This window comes from Okeania sp. SIO1H4 (assembly GCF_010672695.1).
Lineage (GTDB): Bacteria > Cyanobacteriota > Cyanobacteriia > Cyanobacteriales > Microcoleaceae > Okeania > Okeania hirsuta.
The window spans coordinates 1-14514 of the sequence record NZ_JAAHGB010000113.1 but is presented as its reverse complement, the minus strand read 5'-3'; the positions used below and the strand labels follow the sequence as shown (position 1 = coordinate 14514).

14 protein-coding genes are annotated in these 14514 nt (G+C 35.3%); 9 read left to right on the top strand and 5 right to left on the bottom strand.

Annotated features, from left to right (window positions below; all coding sequences use genetic code 11):
- Positions 1 to 88: 88 nt before the first annotated feature.
- Entirely contained in the window at positions 89 to 451 is a 363-nt protein-coding gene (locus F6K06_RS31850) for a hypothetical protein (RefSeq protein ID WP_124146208.1), read from the bottom strand.
- Between the two features lie 525 nt (positions 452 to 976).
- Positions 977 to 1423 carry a helix-turn-helix domain-containing protein gene (locus F6K06_RS31845; RefSeq protein WP_124146207.1) on the bottom strand — a complete coding sequence of 149 codons (447 nt, stop codon included), beginning with the start codon at positions 1421 to 1423 and terminating at the stop codon, positions 977 to 979.
- A 368-nt stretch (positions 1424 to 1791) separates the two neighbouring features.
- Between F6K06_RS31845 and gatA the strand changes: the two genes are divergently transcribed.
- The 6 genes from gatA (at position 1792) to F6K06_RS31815 (ending at position 8362) form a co-directional block, all read left to right on the top strand.
- Positions 1792 to 3249, top strand: coding sequence for an Asp-tRNA(Asn)/Glu-tRNA(Gln) amidotransferase subunit GatA (gene gatA / locus F6K06_RS31840; protein ID WP_287244799.1), 1458 nt, complete (start codon positions 1792 to 1794; stop codon positions 3247 to 3249).
- Positions 3250 to 3334: 85 nt separating this feature from the next.
- Positions 3335 to 4246 (top strand): alpha/beta hydrolase, encoded by a 912-nt coding sequence (locus F6K06_RS31835; RefSeq protein WP_287244797.1) that lies wholly within the window; start codon positions 3335 to 3337, stop codon positions 4244 to 4246.
- Between the two features lie 949 nt (positions 4247 to 5195).
- Positions 5196 to 6386 carry a retropepsin-like aspartic protease gene (locus F6K06_RS31830; protein WP_124145231.1) on the top strand — a complete coding sequence of 397 codons (1191 nt, stop codon included), beginning with the start codon at positions 5196 to 5198 and terminating at the stop codon, positions 6384 to 6386.
- Positions 6379 to 6516, top strand: a complete 138-nt coding sequence (locus tag F6K06_RS31825) for a hypothetical protein (RefSeq protein ID WP_161564547.1) — start codon at positions 6379 to 6381, stop codon at positions 6514 to 6516. The genes F6K06_RS31830 and F6K06_RS31825 overlap by 8 nt, the downstream gene beginning before the upstream one ends.
- Before the next feature lie 1164 nt (positions 6517 to 7680).
- Complete coding sequence (locus F6K06_RS31820; protein WP_287309074.1) at positions 7681 to 8130, top strand: tellurite resistance TerB family protein; 450 nt, start codon at positions 7681 to 7683, stop codon at positions 8128 to 8130.
- Between the two features lie 103 nt (positions 8131 to 8233).
- Positions 8234 to 8362 (top strand): hypothetical protein, encoded by a 129-nt coding sequence (locus F6K06_RS31815; RefSeq protein WP_287309072.1) that lies wholly within the window; start codon positions 8234 to 8236, stop codon positions 8360 to 8362.
- Between the two features lie 299 nt (positions 8363 to 8661).
- Here the strand turns inward: F6K06_RS31815 and hpsP are convergent, their stop codons facing one another.
- From hpsP to F6K06_RS31800, 3 genes are all read right to left on the bottom strand, one after another.
- Positions 8662 to 9840, bottom strand: coding sequence for a hormogonium polysaccharide biosynthesis glycosyltransferase HpsP (gene hpsP, locus F6K06_RS31810; RefSeq protein ID WP_124145233.1), 1179 nt, complete (start codon positions 9838 to 9840; stop codon positions 8662 to 8664).
- 347 nt (positions 9841 to 10187) lie between these two features.
- Positions 10188 to 10601 carry a hypothetical protein gene (locus F6K06_RS31805; protein WP_287244792.1) on the bottom strand — a complete coding sequence of 138 codons (414 nt, stop codon included), beginning with the start codon at positions 10599 to 10601 and terminating at the stop codon, positions 10188 to 10190.
- 730 nt (positions 10602 to 11331) lie between these two features.
- Positions 11332 to 11868, bottom strand: a complete 537-nt coding sequence (locus F6K06_RS31800) for a P-loop NTPase family protein (RefSeq protein ID WP_124145234.1) — start codon at positions 11866 to 11868, stop codon at positions 11332 to 11334.
- Positions 11869 to 12626: 758 nt separating this feature from the next.
- Between F6K06_RS31800 and F6K06_RS31795 the strand changes: the two genes are divergently transcribed.
- The 3 genes from F6K06_RS31795 (at position 12627) to F6K06_RS31785 (ending at position 14365) form a co-directional block, all read left to right on the top strand.
- Complete coding sequence (locus F6K06_RS31795; protein WP_124145235.1) at positions 12627 to 13187, top strand: adenylate kinase; 561 nt, start codon at positions 12627 to 12629, stop codon at positions 13185 to 13187.
- A gap of 145 nt (positions 13188 to 13332) precedes the next feature.
- Positions 13333 to 14061, top strand: coding sequence for a ribonuclease PH (gene rph / locus F6K06_RS31790; RefSeq protein WP_124145236.1), 729 nt, complete (start codon positions 13333 to 13335; stop codon positions 14059 to 14061).
- A gap of 130 nt (positions 14062 to 14191) precedes the next feature.
- Positions 14192 to 14365 (top strand): hypothetical protein, encoded by a 174-nt coding sequence (locus F6K06_RS31785; RefSeq protein ID WP_161564548.1) that lies wholly within the window; start codon positions 14192 to 14194, stop codon positions 14363 to 14365.
- Positions 14366 to 14514 lie beyond the last annotated feature (149 nt).

Genomic DNA, 14514 nt, shown 5'->3' with positions numbered 1-14514 from the left:
ACCTTTCAAAGCAAGGGGGCATTGCAGTAGGGGTTGTTTCTTTCGTTCCTTGCGATCGCTTCGACGTAAAATTATTGATTTACAAGCATTATAGTCTAATTTGGCCAGTTAAGTTGTGTAAGTCCCAATAATTAGAAACCCAACGAATAACTGTATAAGTACCTTGTGGTGTTTTGACAAAAGTAGTTGGGATACCATTTTTACCCCGGTCACAATAAAATTTATTAGGTCGAATTATGGGTGAAACTTCTTTGACTACTGGCTTTGTTTTTTCAGAACAGCTTTCTTTTTCTGTACATACATTCTGTTCCTTTCTTTGACATAGTTCTTCTTTAATTTCACAAAGCAATCTAGATTTTGGTCTAGCATAAGCGGGATTATTGATAGTTAAATTAATCCCTAAACAGAAAGCAAATACTAAACATATTTTTGTACAAATATTGATTTTCATAACAACGAAATCTTGGGATATTTATGTTGTAGGTTATTGCCATTGAAGAAGGTAGAAGGCATAAGAGAAAATTGCTTATGAATAGTCTTCGACAAGCTACGTTTGTGTCTACAAACCCCAAACAATTTTAAGCATCCCCGTCGTTGACAGTGGGTTATTAAACCCGCCACAGAAAAGATAAATAATTGATAATATCAAGCATTATTTATTACTTATAGCCTCAACAACCTTCATTCAATTTATCAAGATTTTCGCTCTTGCTCCGGAAAAGCTTTTAATGTAAGCATTTGTTGCCGAATTTAGGTACAGTGAGGTTTCTTAGCCATACCTCAGTCCTTAATATTCGTCCCTAACACAACAGAAACTGCACCCTTGTTTCTTAATTCTCTTAATTCCAAAATATTTTCCTTACAACTTAACCTTACAACTTAAATAGCACTGCAATGCAGGATAAAAATCTAAAATTCCTGTAAAGAACAATTTCTCCAATTCAAAATCCCATTTAAGATAAGATCCAACATTTTTCTACTTTTTTTTCCAGTCAATGCCTAGTCGTTTTAAGTAATCCCAACCTCGTTGAGGCCAGACATGGTCGCGACCAGTTTTCTGAGCAATCCAACGGGCTACTTTTGGACCAGACCATGCTTGACCATCAGGAGCAGGCCCTTGTAAAGCCTCTGAAAGTTCCTGCTGTTGAGCTGGTGTCAACAAAGATTTAGCAGGTGGTGGTTGACGGTCTTTACTGCGATTTTTCACAGATTCAGGCCCTTCCCTATTGTAGCGCCCAACAATTTCCTTAGCATAATCGTAGTTAAGTCCCACAACTTGAGATGCTTTTTTAATAGACCATTGTTGAGCAATTAGAAGCAGGAGATGCCACCGACGAGATTCGATGGTATCTGGAGCTTGTCGGTAGCGAATTTTCAATTCCTCTACCGTAAGATGTGGTTTCAAACTAGCTTTTGCTGGCATACCTCCTATTCGGAAATTATGGAAGTTTTTAATCTTATCTACCTCTATGTGCCAATCTCCGGATAAAATCTACCTTGGAATATATAGATTAAGTCAAAAGTCAAAAGTTAAAATTTAAAAGTCAAAAGTCATAATGACCCTCGGCATGAGTGTTTATAATTGCCCTAACCTATTTGCGCAGTGCTATGTATAGCAATAGACAGGGCGCGGACATAGTAATGATAAAGCTCTTGAGACAGGGGAATATTTTTCCGACTGTTGCCTGTTGCCTGTTTCCTGCCATAGGAATTTTTGATAGTTAATTATTTATAGTTAATTCAATTAACCCTATAATCTAATAGCTGAACTTTAGGAATGATGGTATAGGCATGGCATCCATTAGCGAGCTGCATCAACAACTAATAAGTAAAGAACGCTCTGCTGTAGAAATTACCCAAGAGGCCCTAAAACGCATCAGCCAGTTGGAGCCAAAGTTGAAAAGCTTTATCTGTGTCACGGCAGAAAAGGCCATAGAACAGGCCCGTCAGGTGGATGCCCAAATTGCTGCAGGAGAGAAAATTGGACAATTAGCAGGGATTCCCATCGCTGTGAAGGACAATATGTGCACCCGAGGTATCCCTACTACTTGTGGTTCTAAGATTCTAGAAAATTTTATTCCTCCTTATGAATCGACTGTGACTCAAAAACTTTTAGATTCTGGTGCAGTTATTCTGGGTAAGACAAATCTAGATGAATTTGCCATGGGTAGTTCGACGGAAAATTCTGCTTATCAAGTTACGGCTAACCCGTGGGATGTGGAACGAGTGCCTGGTGGTTCTTCTGGGGGGTCGGCCGCAGCAGTGGCATCTCAAGAGTCTGTAGTTGCATTGGGTTCAGATACTGGTGGTTCTATTCGTCAACCAGCATCTTTTTGTGGTGTGGTAGGTATGAAGCCTACTTATGGTCTGGTTTCTCGCTATGGGTTGGTGGCTTTTGCTTCTTCTTTAGACCAAATAGGGCCTTTTGGTAGGACTGTTGAAGATGCTGCGATTTTGTTACAGGCGATCGCTGGTTATGACCCTAAAGATTCTACGAGTCTTAATGTGTCTATCCCAAATTATACTAGGAACCTGAGACCGAATTTAAGACCAAAGGGGCAAATTAGAATTGGTCTAATTCAAGAAACTTTTGGTGAGGGTTTAGACCCAGTTGTTAATCAAGCTTTTACTAAGGCAGTGGAACAGTTACAGGAGTTGGGAGCGGAAATTCAGGTTGTTTCTTGTCCTCGGTTCCGCTACGGTTTGCCTACTTATTATATTATTGCCCCATCGGAAGCTTCAGCAAATTTAGCTCGTTACGATGGGGTGAAATATGGTTTTCGCGCTCCTAAGTCGGAAAATCTTTTGGAGATGTATGCTCAGACTCGTGCTGAGGGTTTTGGTACGGAAGTTAAGCGCCGAATTATGATTGGTACTTATGCTTTGTCGGCTGGATATTATGATGCTTATTATCTTAAGGCTCAAAAAGTCCGGACTTTGATTAAGGAAGATTTTGATAAGGCTTTTGCTCAGGTGGATATTTTGGCTTGTCCCACTGCTCCGACTACTGCTTTTAAGGCGGGTGAAAAGACTGATGACCCACTGAGTATGTATTTGTCTGATTTAATGACTATTCCAGTTAATTTGGCTGGTTTACCTGCTTTGAGTTTACCTTGTGGTTTTGATGAAAAAGGTTTACCTATTGGTATGCAATTAATTGGTAATGTTTTGAAGGAGGCTTTATTATTTGAAGTTGCTCATGTTTATGAACAATCTAATGATTGGTATAAACTTCTGCCTCGCCTTTAGAAAGTTGGTTTTTAGTTATTATTTATGAGGCGTTAGGTGTTGAGAAAATTATTGGTTAATCAAAACCTAACTGCCGATTTTTATTATGTGGCAATTTTATTCTTTTTTCGTTGCAAAGTTGGTTTTAATTGTTGGGATAGTTTTGGCGATCGCTTATGTTGCTGTCTGTATATTTTTGGTATTTTTACAGCAGCGATTTATGTTTGTCCCTAGTTCTGTTATAAAAATAACGCCGAAAGATGTAAATCTTTCCTATGAAGATGTTTGGTTATATGCTTCTAAGAAAAAAGGCAAGTTGGAGCAAATACATGGATGGTGGATACCTGCTAATTCTGAGGTATCAAATTTTCAGGGTGTGCTGTTATATTTGCATGGTAATGGTATTAATATTGGAGCGAATGTTGAACAAGCTTATAGATTTCAGAAATTAGGTTTTGATGTTTTATTGATAGATTATCGTGGTTATGGGCGAAGTAAAGGGAATTTCCCTAGTGAAGCACAGATTTATCAAGATGTAGAAATTGTCTGGAATTATTTAGTTAATCAAAGAGAAATTAATCCACAAAATATACTGGTTTATGGTCATTCTTTGGGAGGTGCTATTGCTATTGAGTTGGCTACAAGATATCCGAAAATGGCTGGATTAATTATTCAAAGTTCTTTTACTTCTATGCAAGGGATGGTGGATTATAGGGGAGGTATGTATAGATTTTTTCCAATCAAATTAATCTTACATCAAATATTTGACTCAATTACAAAATTACGGAAATTAGACATACCTATTATGTTAATTCATGGCAGGGAAGATGGATCGGTTCCTGCCTATATGAGCGAAAAATTATTTGCAGTTACTCCTGCTAAAATTAAAGATTTATATATAGTTTTAGGTGCAGATCATAATGATGTTGCTGCTATTGGTGGTGATGAATATTTAGAGCGACTTAATAGGTTTATTAATCGATTAAAAAAGAAGCAGAAACAAAGCATTGAACAATAGATATATCTATCTATAAAAGAGGGAGTAGGGGGAAATAATTGATAATTTATAGATAATAATTGATTATATTTTTGATTTTCACGCCTATGTCTAATAGACCTCGCAGCCAAAGTAAAATTTAATTTTTTTCTTCTATAATATTTATATTTGATGTTTTTGACTTCTGTTATTAAATCTAATAAATAGAAGAGTATTATAGTGTCGATCGGGAAGTGTGAATTACAGTTGTCTTTTTCCTCCTTGTTTTACCTATTTCCTAAAGCCTCAGAATTATGGAAATTGCTATATATTATAGTAGGGAACAAGGAAAATGAAACAGTGGGAAAAATATTTCCTCTAACTATCAAGGAGAAAAAAATCCTTTTTGTCAATCCTCTTGTTTTAAGGGGAAGTAATTATTAATTGTTAATGATTAATTGTTGAACTTACCGCTCAACTAAACTTACTCAAAAGTCTGAAAGTCTAGTCATTCATAGTGAGTCAAGCATTACAGGGTTAAACGGCAAACTCTTTATTCCCCAAAAACATCGGGAATTACTTTTCTAATAATATTAAATGCTCCATTCACATCAGCATTTAATAACTTATTATCTCCTGTTTTATACAATCCTCTAGCCATTCTTTTCCCTTTAAATATCGGTTTTGATTCACCTTATGTTGGTAATTAATATTTATGTAAAGAAATTGATTGTGATGTATATGATTCTTCAGTAATTATTACTTTGAACCCAATTAATCTGAGCTTTATATCTTAACATCTCTATTAATCTATAATGAGGTATATTAACAAACTGTTGATTGTTCTTTTTCCCTAGATTAATAGATTATTTCCACTTCTTATGATGTCCAATTATTAAGGTTCCTATTTGGTGTACCTCACACCAATCTATTTATAACTCCTGAGGACTGAGGACTGAGGACTGACTATTTTGCTATCGGATTTGATATTATGCCAAAAACTACCTCAATTAAATTAATTATTTCAGTCATAGGAATTATTGGTTTTCTTTTTACACCTCAACCCAACTTTAGCGAACAAAATCATCCTACTACCCTTGCTCAAATACCATCATCAAAACCTAGTAGACTATCCCAAGAAGTTCTACAAGAACTCACTCAATGTCTCAGAAAAATAGTTAAACCCACAGAAGCATCTTTAGAAACGATACAAGTAGCTTCTATGCAATGCACAATGAGAGTAATAATGTTAGCTCCAGATGGTAAATTTCGCCCAGATGCTAATCAAAGAATGGAAGCATTATTAGAAATAAGTGGAGCTAGTTTACCAGAAATTCTGAGTCAAGGAAAAGCTACTGTCAAGCTTGAAAAACTTACAAATAGTCAGGTATTTACTCTTCCAGTAATAGTGGCAGGGGAAACTAAAAATTTTTTATTAGATACAGGTGCTTCTAATACAATTATAGATAGCAAAATAGCTCAAAATTTGGGTTTAGCAAGTACTCCTATTCCCAATGATTTATTATCTTACTTTGTTGTCGGTGATGACTGTTCAAATGTTAATGCTAATATACATACTTTACCTACAATAACAGTTGATGCAGCTACAGTAAATGGTTTGCAAGGAATGGGTTTGTCTAAGACAGCTATTCCTGGTAATTTATCAGGTGTTTTAGGTTTAGATTTTCTCAAAGGTTTTGATGTAATTATTAATCCTCAAACTTCTCAGTTGGAGTTACTACCTCCTTCTTCTTCTGTTAATAATACTATTCCTTTGATAGGTAGAATGGGAGTTATGTTAGCTGAGGTAAAAATTAATGGTAAAGGACCTTTTCTATTTCTATTAGATACAGGAGCAGATTTAATGGTTTTATCTCGGAATTTAGCAAATGAATTAGGAATTGATATTGCTAATGCAGAAAAAATAGATGTCTTAGGATTTTGTGGTACTGAAATTGCTCAGAAAACACAGTTGGATACTGTGAGTTTACAACAGCATGAAGTATCTCAATTGGATGGGATTATTATTGATAATCAAATTCTTGATTTAATAGGTATTGATGGGATTGTTGGTCAGAATTTTCTTAGTCGTTATCAGCAACATTGGCGATTTGATAAGTCTAATAAATTGGGATTTCCAGAAACAGGAAGTTTGCTTTTAACTCCATTAGGGAATGATTAAATGTCGGAATAAATTAAGAAGTCAGAATGTCAATCTTATGAGGGAGTCAGGAGTCAGCAGGGAAAAAGGAAGAAGGAAGAAAGATGGAAGATGGAAGATGGAACAAGAGGATAAAGTTTTCCCAGGATAATTATCCGGACATGATATTAAGACTACCTCAAAATTCAAGATAGAAAAAAGGAGTTAGAGCAGTGTTGAACATCATAAAAAAAGCTAACTTGATTCAAAATATTGGGTGCATCTCAATTTTGAATAAAGCCAAAAAATTCTCGCTTTTAGGGAATAGGGAATAGGGAATAGGGAATAGGGAATAGGGAATAGGGAACAGGGAATATATAGGAAAAAAAGTATTTTTGCAAATATGAGATGCACCCAAAATATTATTCTTAATAGATTAATCAACTTGGTTTTTTATTCAGAATTTTTGCACACCTTTAAATATTCTTAATTAATGATCAATTTGTCAAAATAGTCTAATTAAATAAGAAGAAAGAAGGCAGAATAAAAATGGAGCAATAGGATAAAATTTTTGCACGCTAATTATCCGGACATGATATTAAGACTACCTCAAAATTCAAGATAGAAAAAAGGAGTTAGAGCAGTATTGAACATCATAAAAAAAGCTAACTTGATTCAAAATATTGGGTGCATCTCAATTTTGAATAAAGCCAAAAAATTCTCGCTTTTAGGGAATAGGGAACAGGGAATAGGGAATAGGAAATAGGTAATAGGGAATATATAGGAAAAAAAGTATTTTTGCAAATATGAGATGCACCCAAAATATTATTCTTAATAGATCAATCAACTTGGTTTTTCATTCAAAATTTCCGCACAACTTTGATACTCTTAATTAATGATCAATTTGTCAAAATAGTTTAATTAAAAAAGAAGAAATAAGGCAGGATAAAAATAGAGCAATAGGAGAATTTTTTTGCACGCTAATTATCAGGATATGATATTAATCATACCTCAAAATTCAAGATAAAAACAAGGAGTTAGAGCAGTGTTGAACATCATAAAAAAAGCCAAATTGATTCACAATATTGTTCTTAATATATCAATAAATTTGGTTTTTTATTCAGAATTTCCGCACAACTTTAAATATTCTTAATTAATGATCAATTTGTCACAATAGTCTAGTTGACAAAAAAAAAATCCTGTGATAGAACCAATAAACTATTAAAAGCTGTTATACAAGATAAAATAGTAAAGAAATAAACAAACAATAAATTGGGAGGCAAAGCCTAACATGAGTTTATTAAATAAGGTTCTTGGAGTTTACAATCCAAATCGAATGGCATTCTCACAACAAGAAGCAATAGGTGCTATTGCAGTATCTGCCATTGCCTCAGATGGTTATCTTTTAGATCAAGAAACAGAAAGAGTTATAGTACTTTTGGCGCAAATGGAAATGTTTAAAGGCTATTCAGAAAAACAGATTACAAATATGCTAGATAGATTGCTCAATTTACTCAGTGAAAAAGGTATGAATAATTTAGTTGCTATAGCCAACGATGCGCTACATCCAGAATATAAAGAAACAGCATTTGCATTAGCTATCGATCTAATCCTAATAGATGGAGTTTTCTCTGGTAAAGAACAAACATTTTTAACTCGTTTGTGTCAGATATTGGAAGTGCCTGTAGAGAAAGCTTCAGCAATTTTTCAAGCTCAGTCAGAAAACCATCAGGAGACTAAAAAAAAGTCTAGAAAATATAGAAGTAATCAAAATCATGAAAAGTAAGTAAAATGTGGTTATTTACTATTTGTAAAAAATCAAAAGTTTTTTAATAGATAAAAATTTTTGATGATAACGATTTAGACTTAAATCAATTAATAACGAACAGTTGTCAGTTATAGCAGAAGGAAGAAGGAAGAAGGAAGAAGGAGAAATCTTGCGTTGTCTGAGTTTTAAGCTTTTATCTGTCCTAATCTTTGCTTCGACTGCTATATCAGGTGTATTACCGAGGGTTTAAACAGTTATTTATTAGCACTAAATAAGTGTTTCAGTATTGAAACTGTATAGCAGAAGTAACAAACAAGAAGCAAAAATCTTGTGTAGTCTAAATTTTAAGCTTTTGATATGTCTACGCCCTTTTCTTCGACTTCTATATCTTCCAAAATTGGGTGAAAAGAAGTCATCCCCTTTAGCCGATAGTACCTATACTAATCCAACCCAAACACTTAATATCAAATCCATTTAATTAGCAAAAAAAATAGTCTATTGGAGTTGGAAAAAGTGAACTGATAACTGTTAACTAAATAATGGGGTAAATTAGGTAATAATTTTTTGATAAGCCTGAATAGTTTGTGTAGCGATCGCTTCCCAACTATAATTTTTTTTAGCTAACTCTTTAGCATTCAAACCTCGTTGTTTTCTTTCTGCTTCATTTTGCAAGGCTGACTTAATTAATATAGCCATATCCTCTATTTTACAACTACCAACCCAACCTGCTTTTGCATCTGCCACATCTTGACAAATATGAACTCCATCGGAAATAACTACTGGTGTACCTGCCACCATTGCCTCTGCTACTGCGATACCAAAATTCTCATAATAAGAAGGCAACACAAATATATCAGCAACCTGTAATAAACTTGCCTTAATTTCCCCTGTAACAAACCCCGTTATTTTTGTACATTTAGCAAGAGATGAAGCTTCTATTTGTGACCGAATTTTTGCTTCATAATTAGGATCTTGAGGATTAGCACCTGCTAAAATAAATTGAAAATCTATCCCTTCTGCTAATAATTTTTCTAAAGCTGGTAATAATAAATCTAGCCCTTTTTTAGGTTCAATTCGAGACATAAATAAAATCACAGGATGTTTAATTTCTATGGCTTGAGATTGAAGATAATTAACTAACTTTTCATCCTGAATATTACCTGGGGGATTAACACCCAAAGGAATTACTAAATCTCGTGTCGATACACCAAATCTTTCAGAAACTTTTGCCTCTTCTAAACTGGTAAAATGAAGTGCTGCTGCATGAGCAATATTCCGCTTTTCTAACAGAGAAACATAAACTTTTTTGAGTAATTTTTTTTTCCGTAAATCAGCCGGGTCTAAAGTACCTAAAGGTCTTAAAATATAAGGTAAATTGTTAGCTCTAGCCATAGTTGCAGCCATAGTAGTTACTGGTGAAAAAAGAGCATGAATATGAGCTAAATCAAATTCAGAAGCGTGTTGATTTAACCATTGTAATAACTTCAGAGAAAATTTATAACGACGGAATGGAGAACAACGAAAATAACGAATTTGATAACCATTTTGTCTAACAGGTTTATCAAGAGGAACATCTAAAGGTGGTTGACCTATATCTCCATTAGAATCTGTAGTGAGAATAGTAACATCTATATTTTGAGCAGCAAGAGCAGTAGAAAGTCCTAATACCATTTGACTAGGACCACCATAAACAAGAGAAATAGATGGTACTATCTGTAATATTCGCATAATTTAATTTAACTATATTTGATACCCTATAGTATAAATCCCCATCAATTCTTTAGTTGTCCAATATTAATTTACTTCATCATTTGATAAATGTTGTCAAGTCTTAGAGACTATTTGTACAAGGAATATAAATCTAGTAGACTGACGCAGCTCAAACTGTGTACTCTTATTTTTATTTCTAGGTGTCTTTATCTCCCCTACTCCCCCACTCCTATACTCCCCTACTCCCCCACTCCCCTACTCCCATCTAACGCACCCTGTTAAAAAATCAAAAATTAGCGATCGCCTGACATTTTTCTAGTTGCATGAAAATTAACCAGGCCAAACAAACAAATCTAAAGTCCCCGCTAATTGAGGAGGCGACACTTTGGAGGTCTGCCAGCTCTAGAATTCTCTGCCGCATAGCAAGCAATAACACTCAGAGCATTGCAAGCTCCGCCACTACCCTGACTGCACAAACGAGCTAAGTTGCTAGGACCACCTGCTTGATTAACCTGGCGCAAAAAATTACAGGCGCGGTTATTATTTCGCTGTCGGCAATAATAGTTAATCTGACCAATACCAGCTCTACTGGCAGTATTAACTAAGTTACAAGCTCGCGCATTTCCTTGTCTGCACAGGCTACCTAATCTCCCACAACTCTGACTATTTCCATCTTTGTAGCAACTTTCGTAAAGATTATTAAGTTGATTTGACCTTGCAGGTGATGGTATGGATAGGAGCGTAACGACAGTCAGCACTGCCAAAAATATCTGTTTCATGCTCAATAACTAAACATTCTGAATTTAGTGTAACTATAGTAACAGAAATATTCTTCTAATTAAAGTATGGATTTATCTTCTCCGAAGAAGAAGTCAGGACTCAGGAGTCAGGAGACAGAATTTAGAAGAAAATCATAGCTGCAAGATTTTTTCACAAAGATAATTTTCTACAACAACAAAAATTATTTCTCTACAAGCATCAACTTATACTAATTCATAAACATTAATGCTGTACTCCCTCAAAATTTCAGTTATTAACTAATAAGTAAACTTCAATAATATTTTTAACAATTCTAGGCACAACCGTGAAGATATATTATTCCTAGAAACCCTACTCCCTACTACCTACTTTCAAGAAAATGTAGGAAAAATGTACGATAAATGGTTTAATAAAGGATTAGGCAGTAATTCTAATATTTTAATCTTGGTAAAGAGAGAATTGGGAAAGCAAAACCTCTTCCTTTTTCCCTCTCTCCTAGATAATTAGAGCTTGCTGAATAAAGCTAAAAGTCAGGATAGCTTACGGTAATGGAGCTTTTTATATTTAACTTATCTCCTAGTTATTGGCTCTTATTAGCATCAATTTACTGAAATTTTATGCTGAAATTCAAGAAAATTTCTTAACATAAAATGACCGAAACCATTGCCTGTTCCCCACAAATCGACCCGTCCCCGTGTCCTACCCCCACTAACCAATTTTTTCAGCAGACCCTGATTAAAACTTTCTTTCTTATGGCCTGTGACTGCGACGAATTTTAGTAATTTGGTCTGCCATGTCCAAAATTGCCTCTGGCATATCTGGGCCTGTCAAAATTACATCTACATGAACAGGACGTTTTTCTAGAAACTCTATTACTTCAATGTCTGGAATTAAGGCAAAATTAATAGCTACGCTTAATTCATCAAGAACTACTAACTCATACTTTCCTTCATCTACAACCTTTTGAGTATAGACCCACAAGTCCAGTAATGAATTTTTCTGACTTTCATCTATATCCGGCGTATCAATACAACCACGAAGACCACAACGAAGCCAATCCAGATTTTGTCCTAGTTGCATTGGATGATCATGTCCCTGGTTAATTCCTCCTTTGAGAAACTGTACAATCAACACAGGAGTTCCTTGGCCAGCTATCCTCAAAGCTTGAGCCATAACATCAGTAAAGAAATTGCGCTGACCACTTGTGAATACTTGCACCAGACCTGGAACAGTGTATGGTAGATCGCTAGGAATATTTATAGAAGGGGTTTGTAGTTGTGCAACCATTATGAAAATTAAAATTGAGAAATCTATTTTTGGTAATATACTGAATTTTTCCAGTTTGTAAGCTGGACTGAAACATTGCCCAAGGACAATACTTGTTTTACAATATATAGTGCTTTTTTTGATTATACTATAAATTTAACACTATATGTATGTCCAATTCAAATAAATAGGTAATAGGGAACACAAGAGTCAACGGATAGTTCTGAGATTCTCTATCCTGACTATGTTAGGACTACCAAAACACTTAATCAGGACTTATGCAAAAAAGAAGTTATACACCATTTGTAGGGGTTAACGGCCGTATACTCCTACCATAGGTGGTGGTTATGCATAAGTCCTGTTAATGATGAATTATGACTAAAAATACCAAATGGGTTCTATAGCAATATGATTTAGGTTGTGAGATATTGGAAACTTTTAGGGAACAGGGAACAGGGAACAGGGAACAGGGAACAGGGAACAGGGAACAGGGAGCAGGGAACAGGGAACAGGGAAGAAGAAAAAAGCACATGGACATTATAAGGAACAGTCAAATTCTCACAACTGATTCCTGATTGCTATTATATATATCTGAGTTTTTGATAAATCAATTAATCAGGACTTACGCATAACCACCATATCTAGTAGGGGGTGACGGCAGTTAACCTCTACAAATTGTATATAATTCCACTTTTTGTGTAAGTCCTGTTAATGCTGCTATCTATATAGATATATAAAATAATCAAGTATTGTATTGTGACTAATCAAGTTGAGGGACTGTGAGACTGATAATTTTAGGTGGTCCAGGTGCTGGGAAAGGAACTCAAGCACAATGGTTATGTAATCATTTACAGATTCCTTTAATTTCTATTGGCGATTTACTTAGAGAAGCGATCGCTACTCAAACAACATTAGGCCAGATGGCGCAGCTTTATGTAGAAAAGGGGGAGTTAGTACCAGACCAAACAATGATCCAGTTTGTTCGTCAACGACTTTTACAGTCTGATGTTAGCCAGGGTTGGTTAATTGATGGTTATCCGAGAACTGCTTTTCAGGCGGAAGAACTAAATTTTTTATTAGATGATTTAGGGCAAAAGCTAAACTGGGCAATTTATTTACAGGTATCTGAGAAGATACTGATGAATCGATGTCTACAGCGATCGCGTGCTGATGATGACCCAGAAATTGTGCGACGTCGGGTAGAGTTATTCTATGAGCGTACTATTCCTATTTTGGAATATTATGAATATCGTCAAAGATTACTCACTATTGATGGGGAACAACAAATTACCCAAGTTCAACAACAAATATTACAACAATTTCAAGAATTTAGAATTTAGAATTTAGAATTTAGAATTTAGAATTTAGAATTTAGAATTACCTCTTCTGATAAAATTAAGAGGATTGGATGAATTGAGAGGCTTTATACCTGAATTTTTCAGTAATTCTCAGTAGTTTATTAATTAATCAATTTTATAGATATCTATGTCTTGGCAACGTCCTGATGGCAGACAACCAGAGCAATTGCGTCCTGTCAGTTTTGAATTAGATTATACTAAATTTGCTACCAGTTCTGTTTTAACTAAGTGTGGCGAGACAAAGGTACTTTGCACTGTCACTATCCAACCAGGAGTACCTAAGTTTTTGGCAGACACGGGACAAGGTTGGTTAACTGCTGAATATAGAATGTTACCTGGTGCAACTCCCCAACGCCAACAAAGAGAATTTATGAAACTTTCTGGACGCACTCAAGAAATTCAAAGGTTGATCGGACGTAGTTTGAGAGCATCTCTGGATATGAATTTATTAGGGGAACGCACTATTATTGTAGATGCTGATGTTTTGCAAGCAGATGCGGGTACTCGTACTACTTCTATTACTGGGGGGTTTGTAGCAGTGGCGAATGCTATTAATAAGTTGATGCAGCAAGGAGAGTTGGAGCGATCGCCTATTTTGCATCAGGTTGCTGCTGTGTCAGTAGGGTTATTGGAGGGGAAAGAATTTTTGGATTTGAATTACACTGAAGATGTAGCGGCAGAAATTGATTTTAATGTGGTGATGAATGATAAACCTGCTTTAATTGAAGTTCAGGGAACGGCAGAAACAGGTAGCTTTAGTCGTACTCAACTTAATCAAATTCTAGATTTAGCAGAAGCAGGAATTCAAGAGTTATTTGTAGCTCAACGTCAAGCTATTTCCAATTCGGTAGTATAGATATTGCATAGTAGAGAGCTTCTGAAAAGAGGGAAATTGAGGGACAATTCTTACTCCTACCTCATCTAAATTCCCCATTTTTCCTTACTTCTGACTCCTACCAGAATACTTTATTCCGCAAACCCTAATTATGATGATTTACGACAAATTTAGGGTAGATATATCAGTCGCTACTATAGTTAGAACATCGGGTAATTATGATGATTTACGACGCGAGCAAGATGCTCGCACTAATTGTAAAACACCAACAAGTCGGTTGCTATATCTCTTGAGTTTTTACGCAAACACAGGGCAACAGACATGATATTATTCCAAGCTCAGTGGACATAATAGACTTGTCGCTTTATAAGGTAAAGTAAAGTTAATAGGGTGTTTGAGATGGGACAATGTTAGATCTGAATCGGGTGCTAAAAGAAGACCGCCTCAGTGCGGGCATTGACTGGACTAAACCGT

Excerpts from the sequence above, each read along its gene's own strand:
- F6K06_RS31850 (WP_124146208.1), bottom strand. The coding sequence starts at position 451 with ATGAAAATCAATATTTGTACAAAAATATGTTTAGTATTTGCTTTCTGT.
- F6K06_RS31845 (WP_124146207.1), bottom strand. The coding sequence starts at position 1,423 with ATGCCAGCAAAAGCTAGTTTGAAACCACATCTTACGGTAGAGGAATTG.
- gatA (WP_287244799.1), top strand. The coding sequence starts at position 1,792 with ATGGCATCCATTAGCGAGCTGCATCAACAACTAATAAGTAAAGAACGC.
- F6K06_RS31835 (WP_287244797.1), top strand. The coding sequence starts at position 3,335 with ATGTGGCAATTTTATTCTTTTTTCGTTGCAAAGTTGGTTTTAATTGTT.
- F6K06_RS31830 (WP_124145231.1), top strand. The coding sequence starts at position 5,196 with ATGCCAAAAACTACCTCAATTAAATTAATTATTTCAGTCATAGGAATT.
- F6K06_RS31825 (WP_161564547.1), top strand. The coding sequence starts at position 6,379 with ATGATTAAATGTCGGAATAAATTAAGAAGTCAGAATGTCAATCTTATG.
- F6K06_RS31820 (WP_287309074.1), top strand. The coding sequence starts at position 7,681 with ATGGCATTCTCACAACAAGAAGCAATAGGTGCTATTGCAGTATCTGCC.
- hpsP (WP_124145233.1), bottom strand. The coding sequence starts at position 9,840 with ATGCGAATATTACAGATAGTACCATCTATTTCTCTTGTTTATGGTGGT.
- F6K06_RS31805 (WP_287244792.1), bottom strand. The coding sequence starts at position 10,601 with ATGAAACAGATATTTTTGGCAGTGCTGACTGTCGTTACGCTCCTATCC.
- F6K06_RS31800 (WP_124145234.1), bottom strand. The coding sequence starts at position 11,868 with ATGGTTGCACAACTACAAACCCCTTCTATAAATATTCCTAGCGATCTA.
- rph (WP_124145236.1), top strand. The coding sequence starts at position 13,333 with ATGTCTTGGCAACGTCCTGATGGCAGACAACCAGAGCAATTGCGTCCT.
- F6K06_RS31785 (WP_161564548.1), top strand. The coding sequence starts at position 14,192 with ATGATGATTTACGACAAATTTAGGGTAGATATATCAGTCGCTACTATA.